Below are 8,406 nucleotides of genomic sequence, written 5' to 3'. Positions count from 1 at the left end.
TTTGAAGTCGATTATGACCGAATAATATTCTCCTCGGCTTTTAGAAGTTTACAGGACAAAACACAGGTGATTCCACTTTCCAAAACCGATTTTGTGCATACTCGTTTAACGCACAGTTTGGAGGTTTCGGTTGTTGGACGTTCTTTGGGACGATTGGTTGGAAAAAAAATATTGGAAAAATATCCTTATTTGCAAGAAGTTCATGGTTATCAGATGAATGATTTCGGAGCTATTGTGGCGGCCGCATCTTTGGCGCACGATATTGGTAATCCTCCTTTTGGACATTCGGGAGAAAAGGCAATTGGTGAATATTTTTCGATAGGAAATGGCCTTAAATACAAAGATCAACTGTCAGCCAAAGAATGGCAAGATTTGATAGATTTTGAAGGGAATGCCAATGGATTTTCGGTTTTGAACAGTTCGCGTCCAGGTGTTGAGGGAGGAATTAGACTTTCCTATGCTACGCTTGGTGCTTTTATGAAATACCCAAAAGAGAGTTTGCCTAAAAAACCAACTAAAAACATAGCCGATAAAAAATATGGCTTTTTTCAAACCGATAAAGCTTTTTTTCAGGAAGTCGCTTCCGATATGGGGATGATTACCAATAAAACAGGAAATGATATTGGTTTTGAAAGACACCCTTTGGCTTATCTTGTGGAAGCTGCCGATGATATTTGCTACACCATAATTGATTTTGAAGATGGAATCAATTTAGGTTTGGTTTCAGAAGATTTTGCTTTGGAATATTTAATCAAATTGGTGAAAGACAGTATTGATACTTCAAAATATAAGACATTAGAAACCAAAGAGGACAGAATCAGTTACTTGCGTGCGCTGGCTATCGGTAGTTTAATTAACGATGCCGTGAAAGTGTTTGTTGAAAATGAAGAGGCAATCATGCAGGGGAAATTTCCTTTTGCCTTAACGGACAAAAGCAAGTACAAAGCCCAGATGGATGATATCATCAAGATTAGCGTCAAGAATATTTACCAAAGCCGTGAAGTGGTGGAAAAGGAGATTGTGGGATACCAAATCATACAAACGCTTTTGGATAAATTCGTAACGGCTTTCAATAATAAATTCGAAGGAAAAATGTCCAATTATGACAATCTTATCCTGAAGATGTTGCCCGAAAAACATCATTTGGAAAAAGAAAATCTATACGAAAGATTGCTTCATATTTGTCACTTTGTTTCAATGCTGACAGATGGAAATGCATTACTGTTTTACAAAACAATAACCGCTGCAAAGAGTTAGTTGAAAAATGAATATAACGAAAAACGCCCTCAAATAGTTGACTGTTTGAGGGCGTTTTATTTTATTTAATTATTGTTTTAAAAAACATATTCAAGGCCAATTCCCAATACTTGTTTAAGCTGTACTTTTGCACCTTCATTAATTTTCACGCCATTTTCTTCTTTAATGACATCAATATCTTCATCATAAACCAAGTTGAAGCCAACGTTTGCTTTTACGTATTCATTTACTTTTAAATCCGCGTAAGATTGCCAATCAACATCGATATTGCCAAAATTGTGAAGATAATCCGTATACAAAGACAAGCGGTTTTTTAGGGTAATATTGGTAAAAATTTCTCTTTCAATATAAGAGGTCATTAAGATACCAAGCTCTGTTTTCGATTGTTTTCCCTTTGAAATTATATTTCCTTGTGCATCATAAACTGCTTTCTTGACACCATATGCGCCTGAATCGGCTAAAGCTTGGTCAAGGACAAGTGTGTTCTTTAGTGTTAGGGGAGATATATAGGCATTAAATTTTTCGGGTTTATAAATATATTCCGATCCAATCCCTAAAAAGGTATATGCTGGGGCAAATGGCTTTGAAATAGGATCTTTGGTATTTGGGTAATTATACCCATTGGTGAATTGAGTATTAAAGTTGAATTTGGCAGAATGATACCAGTTTGACAATGTGTCTGTCCTATATCCATAAGTGGAGTTGATTTTAAAAACATCATCTGTTTTTCTAAGTTCAATTCCTTGTTGTTTGTTCATACCATATCTAAAAATAAGTTCATTAGACCAAACTTGGTTGTCGTCTTTATAATCTCGTTTAAGGTGTCCTCTTACCAGTCCTGTTATGGCACTTGTACCCCCAGGACTCCAGTTTACAAAAGCAATTTCCGAAATATCAATTCCTAGAACATTTTCGTTTGACCAATAGGAAATTGTGTCTGGTTTTGAAGTTATTATGGTTGTAAGAGCCTGATCAATCTTGTTTGCGTTTATGGTATCCGTTTTACTGGTAATTATTTTAATTTGTGCAAAACTACATATTGAAAACAATAAAAATAGAATTAGAATGGGTTTGGTCAAAAAGGTCATAGTAGGATAGTGGTATTTTGGTACGCAAATTAATTAATTTCAATAACTTGAGAAAGTTATTTCCAAACTATCAACGGAAATTTTACAATATTGTTGTAGTTCATCAATAGAACCCTGTTCAATAAAAGTATCAGGAATTCCCAAAAGCTGTATTTTTGGAGTATAATGATGAGTTGCCGCAAATTCTAAAATTGCACTTCCAAATCCACCTTTTATGACTCCGTCCTCAACAGTTATGATGGTTTCGAATTGATTGAAAATAGTATGCAGTTCTTTTTCATCTAAAGGTTTTACAAAAGCAAAATCATAATGTGCAAAATTTTCCGGATCTTCTATTTTGGCTAGAGCCAATGTCACATTGTTCCCAATTGAGCCCGTTGATAAGATGGCTACTTTTGAGCCGCTTTTCAGGAGTTTTGCTTTTCCAATTTCTAATTTTTCATATTTTCCTAAATGTAATCTTTCCCAATCATTGATTACGCCTCTTCCTCTTGGATAACGTATAGCAATAGGATGGTTTAAACCCAGTTGTGAGGTATATAAAATATTCTGTAAATCAATCTCATTCGACGGGGCATAAATAATCAGGTTTGGAATGCAACGCAAGTAAGCTAAATCAAAAACACCGTGATGTGTCGCTCCATCTTCACCAACCAAACCGGCTCTGTCCAGACAAAAAATGACTGGTAAATTTTGTAAAGCCACATCGTGTATCACTTGGTCGTAAGCCCTTTGTAAAAAAGTGGAATAAATATTACAGTAAACAATCATTCCCTGAGTAGCCATCCCCGCCGATAGTGTAACTGCATGTTGTTCTGCAATGCCAACGTCAAAAGCGCGTTTCGGAAAAGCATCCATCATGAATTTAAGGGAACTTCCAGAAGGCATTGCCGGAGTGATTCCAACAATTTTTTCGTTCTTTTTGGCTAAATCCAAAATGGTCAATCCAAAAACATCTTGGTATTTTGGAGGTAAATTCTCTTCAGATTTTGGAATGATTTCGCCTGTAGTGGCATCGAATTTACCGGGAGCATGATATTTCACCTGGTTTTCTTCAGCCTGTTGGAGACCTTTACCTTTGGTTGTAATTAGGTGTAAAAATTTTGGCCCTTTTATTTTTTGCAGACGCTTCAGTTCTTTGATCACCGCAAAAATATCATTGCCGTCAATCGGTCCCGAATAATCGAAATTCAGTGACCGAATCATATTATTCTGTTTCGGGTTTTTTCCCTCTTTTACGGAAGTGAGATATTTTTTGAGCGCACCCACACTCGGGTCAATTCCAATGGCGTTATCATTGAGGATGACCAATAAATTAGCATCGGTAACTCCGGCGTGATTGAGTCCTTCAAATGCCATTCCTGAGGCTATTGAGGCATCTCCAATAACTGCTATATGCTGTTTTTCGAAATCTCCTTTTAAATTGGAAGCAATTGCCATTCCCAGCGCTGCTGAAATGGAAGTCGAAGAATGACCCACGCCAAAAGTATCATAAATGCTTTCGCTTCTTTTTGGGAAACCGGAAATACCGCCCAATTGACGGTTGGTATGAAAAATGGTTCTTCTTTCGGTCAGAATTTTATGCCCGTAGGCTTGATGCCCGACATCCCAAACCAATAAATCTTCAGGTGTGTTAAAAACATAATGCAAAGCAATCGTAAGTTCCACTACACCAAGACTGGCGCCAAGATGCCCTTCTTTGGTCGCAACAATATTGATTATAAAATCGCGTAATTCTTGTGCCAATTGAGGAAGTTGGGCTTCGTCAAGTAAGCGCAAATCGGCGGGATTGTTGATATGTTCAAGTAAATTATTAGGCATAAAGCAAATGTACGAATTGAATTCTTATTTTTGCAACTATGATAAACCCTTTCACCGACGAGTACTTCATGAAAAAAGCTTTGCAGGAAGCCGAAATGGCTTTTGATAAAGGCGAAATTCCTGTTGGAGCCGTTATTGTGGTCAATAATACCGTCATTGCGCGAAGCCATAATTTAACCGAATTGCTGAATGATGTTACCGCTCACGCCGAAATGCAAGCCATAACTGCAGCTGCCAATTATCTCGGTGGAAAATATCTGAAAGATTGCACGCTTTACGTTACGCTTGAACCTTGCCAAATGTGTGCCGGCGCTTTGTATTGGAGTCAGATTACCAAAATCGTTTATGGCGCCAGCGATGATCATCGTGGTTTTATGAAAATGGGAACTCAACTGCATCCCAAAACGGTTGTTGTAAGCGGAGTTATGGCAAATGAAGCTTCGGAGCTGATGAAACGGTTTTTTGCTGAGAGAAGGAAATAGTCTTTTTAACTGAAATACTAGCCCAGATAGCAACGGAAATCCTTTTTATTTTTCCTTAAAAAAATAAAAAGATTGAAGTGAATAACTGGAAAAAGCTCGTAAAAAACACCTTCAAAAAATATTTCACTCCCAAAGAATTTTCTTCTTAAAATAATAAAATAAATACTATACTTTTACTACAATATAATGAAGGCTTTTGCAGTTATCTTTTTGACTGTGAAATGTTGCTAAATTTTTAATTTGTAACCCATTAACTCTAGATAAAAGTGAAAACAAAAGGATTAATTTATGTGTTTTGTGTGTTTTTTTTGTTTCAGGCGTGTGGCAAGAAATCAGCTGCCGATTTTAATTCCGATTTTTCATTATTCAAAGAGTATATAGTCAGTTTTACGGGGGGAATAGTCTCGGCGCAATCCGATATTCGTGTGGTTTTGGCTTTCGATAACAACAATTGGAAAGTCAATCAGGTTTTGGATAATGATTTATTCGATATTTCTCCGAGTGTCAACGGAAAAGTGATTGCACTTTCCAGTAATACTATTGCTTTTATTCCTGAAAAAAAGTTAGAATCTGGTACAGAGTATCAGGTGACTTTGCATTTGGATAAGCTAAATCCAAAGGTAGCCGAAAAGAATAAGGAACTTTCCAATTTCAATTTTACTGTAAAAACCATCAAACAGGATTTTATTGTCAACACGCTCGGCATTCAATCCTACAGCAAAGAATACCAATATCTGAATTGCGTGCTGAAAACCGCAGATAATATCGATTTTGAAACTGCCAAAAAACTAGTGGAAGCCAAACATAACGGAAATGATTTGAAAATTATTTTTGAGAAATCGAATGCAGTTGGCAAAGAGTTTAAATTCAGAATTGACAGCATTCAGCGATTGGATATTGCAAGCAATCTTGAGATAAAATACGATGGAACGGATTATGATATGGATCAAAAAGGGACTATCGATTTTCCAATCACTACCTTGAATGAGTTCAAAGTCATCAAAACCGAAATCTCAGAAGGGGATAATCAATCATTATCGATCAATTTTTCGGAACCATTGGAAAAAGGTCAGGATTTTAAAGGATTGGTAGCGATTCAAAACACCAGTAATTTGAAGTTTTCAACCCAAGGGAATGTACTGAAAGTTTATTTTAATAATGAGAAAGCTGTTGAAAAACCAGTTGAAGTAGCTCCTGAAGTTGTAGTTTCGGATTCTGCCTCTGTAGCTGTCGATAGCGCTTCGGTTGAAGAACCAGAAGAAGAGGTAGAAGCAGTCGAGCCTGTTGTAGTTTCTCAAAAACTCACAGGAGAATTATTGTTGGAGGTTTTTCAAGGAATTGAAAGTGAATATGGCAAAAAGTTAAATGAGAATTACTCGGAGAAAATTTCATTTGACGAAATAAAACCTAACGTTCGATTTATCAAAAACGGAACGATTCTGCCAAGTTCGAGTAATCTGAAACTCAATTTTGAAGCAGTAAATCTAAGTGCGGTTGATGTAAAAGTGTATAAAATTTACAAAAATAACATTCTTCAATTTTTGCAGGACAATGAGCTGAACGGCACACGAAATTTGAAAAGAGTGGGACAGCCCGTTGCCAAATCTACACTTTATCTCAATGAAAACAACTTGATCAATCCAAGTAAATGGAGCACTTTTACTTTGGATTTGTCCAAAATCATAACGCCGGAACCCGGTGCGATTTACAGAGTGGAGTTCTCATATAAAAAAGCTTATTCTTTATACAAATGCGAATCTTCAACTGCCGATGACAGTGAAAATGATGAGGAAGAAGATGTGGATGAAAATGATGTGAATTATAGTCAAAATGCATACGATGAGTATTATTATGACGATTATGAATGGAGAGAAAGCCAAGATCCTTGCTCGGGTTCGTATTATTATAATGCCAAGATCGGGACTAATATTTTAGCTTCGGATGTTGGGGTAATTGCAAAAAGAGGAGAAAATAAATCGTATTTATTTGCCGTAAACAATATTATTACAACTGAACCCATTTCGAACGCAAGAGTAGATTTGTACAGTTTTCAACAACAAAAATTGGCAACAGGAGCGACTAGTAGTGAAGGAATTGCCAGCTTTCAGTTGAATACTTTTGCTTATTTTGCAATCGTGACTTATGGAACGCAATCCACTTATGTACGTCTTGACGATGGAAATTCATTATCGGTCAGTAATTTTAATGTGTCGGGTGAAACTTTGCAAAAAGGTCTCAAAGGATTCATTTATGGAGAGCGTGGCGTTTGGAGACCCGGCGATAATTTGTATTTGTCCTTTATTTTGAATGATGCTTCGAATAAAATTCCATTAGGACATCCAATAAAATTCAGATTGAGTGACCCCAATGGTAAAGTAACGTATCAAACTGTTCAAAAATCGAATGAGTGGAATCACTATGCTTTTACCGTACCGACAGAAATGGATGCGCCTACCGGAAATTGGGAAGCGATGGTAAGCGTTGGCGGAGCGAAGTTTTATAAAAGCATCAAAATCGAAACCATCAAACCGAATCGTTTAAAAATCAAAAACAGTTTTAAAAGAGCGGTGCTTTCATCGTCGTATCCAAATACCAGTAATCTCGAAGTGACTTGGCTTCACGGGGCTGTAGCGAAAAATTTGAATGTCGAAATGCAGGCTAAATTTTCACAACAAACAACGACTTTCAAGAATTATGAAAAATATGTTTTTGATGATTTGGTACGAAAATTTAGTACCGAAGAAGTTACGGTTTTCTCAGGTAAATTAGATGCCAATGGAAAAGCGAATGCAACTATTGATCCTAAAATTCAAGGAGAAGCGCCAGGTATGCTGAAGGCTTCGTTCATTACCAAAGTATATGAAGAAGGTGGTGATTTCAGTACCGATGTTATTGCTACTACCTATTCGCCTTATACTACTTATGTTGGTATAAAATCACCAGAGCCCAACAAATACGGTATGCTCGAAACTCGCAAAGTGAATCAATTTGATGTAGTCACAGTTGATGAAAACGGCAAACCAAAGTCAGTTAAAAATCTGGAAGTAAAAGTCTATAAAGTGGAATGGCGCTGGTGGTGGGACGCTTCAAGTGATAATTTGTCCAATTATAATTCTGATGATGCGACGACTTCTTATAAAACCTTTAGAATAAATACTGATGCAAGAGGGAAAGGAAGTGTGAGTTTTGCATTGACAGATGAGGAATGGGGACGTTATTTGATTCGGGTTTCAGACGAGGTTGGAGGACACGCAACGGCATTGACGGTAAATATCGATTGGCCAATTTGGTCTGGAAAAACTAAAAATACCGATGCCTCAACGGCTAATATGTTGGTTTTTTCTACCGATAAGGAAAAGTATGCCGTGGGTGAAAATGCGCAGATTTCATTCCCGTCTAGTGAAGGAGGTCGTGCTTTTATTTCTATCGAAAATGGTTCAAAAGTAGTGCAAACCCTTTGGGTGAAGACCCAAAAGGGAGAAACCAAAGTGACTATTCCGATTACAGCTTCTATGGCACCAAACGTGTATTTTAATATTACATTGTTACAACCGCACGCATCAACAAAGAACGATTTGCCAATCCGAATGTACGGAATTGTGCCAATTGAAGTGGTTGATAAAAACACGATTCTAGCTCCCAAATTGGTGATGCCAGACGTGCTGCGTCCCGAACAGTCATTTGCGATAAAAGTGAGTGAGCAATCTGGAAAGGAAATGACTTATACGATAGCTATTGTTGATGAAGGATTGTTGGAT

The 8,406-nt window shown here is 37.0% G+C and carries 5 protein-coding genes; 3 read left to right on the top strand and 2 right to left on the bottom strand.

The window, feature by feature from the left end:
* The coding region (gene dgt / locus VFS71_RS08345) for a dGTP triphosphohydrolase (protein WP_326400502.1) at positions 1 to 1,257 on the top strand (1,257 nt) is incomplete at its 5' end.
* A 77-nt stretch (positions 1,258 to 1,334) separates the two neighbouring features.
* Here dgt and VFS71_RS08340 read toward each other — a convergent pair.
* Positions 1,335 to 2,306, bottom strand: a complete 972-nt coding sequence (locus VFS71_RS08340; protein ID WP_326400500.1) for a DUF3078 domain-containing protein — start codon at positions 2,304 to 2,306, stop codon at positions 1,335 to 1,337.
* Positions 2,307 to 2,384: 78 nt separating this feature from the next.
* On the bottom strand, positions 2,385 to 4,166 hold the full coding sequence (locus VFS71_RS08335; RefSeq protein WP_326400498.1) for a 1-deoxy-D-xylulose-5-phosphate synthase: 1,782 nt from the start codon (positions 4,164 to 4,166) through the stop codon (positions 2,385 to 2,387).
* Between the two features lie 38 nt (positions 4,167 to 4,204).
* Here VFS71_RS08335 and VFS71_RS08330 point away from each other — a divergent pair, with 38 nt between their 5' ends.
* Positions 4,205 to 4,648: a nucleoside deaminase gene (locus tag VFS71_RS08330; protein WP_326400496.1), complete on the top strand. Its 444-nt coding sequence runs from the start codon at positions 4,205 to 4,207 to the stop codon at positions 4,646 to 4,648.
* Between the two features lie 266 nt (positions 4,649 to 4,914).
* Positions 4,915 to 8,406 (top strand): alpha-2-macroglobulin family protein (locus VFS71_RS08325; protein WP_326400494.1); only part of this gene is annotated, 3,492 nt, incomplete at its 3' end.

Source organism: Flavobacterium sp. (genome assembly GCF_035760125.1).
Lineage (GTDB): Bacteria > Bacteroidota > Bacteroidia > Flavobacteriales > Flavobacteriaceae > Flavobacterium.
The sequence above is the reverse complement of the archived record's forward strand: the minus strand, read 5'-3'. Positions and strand labels throughout refer to the sequence as shown.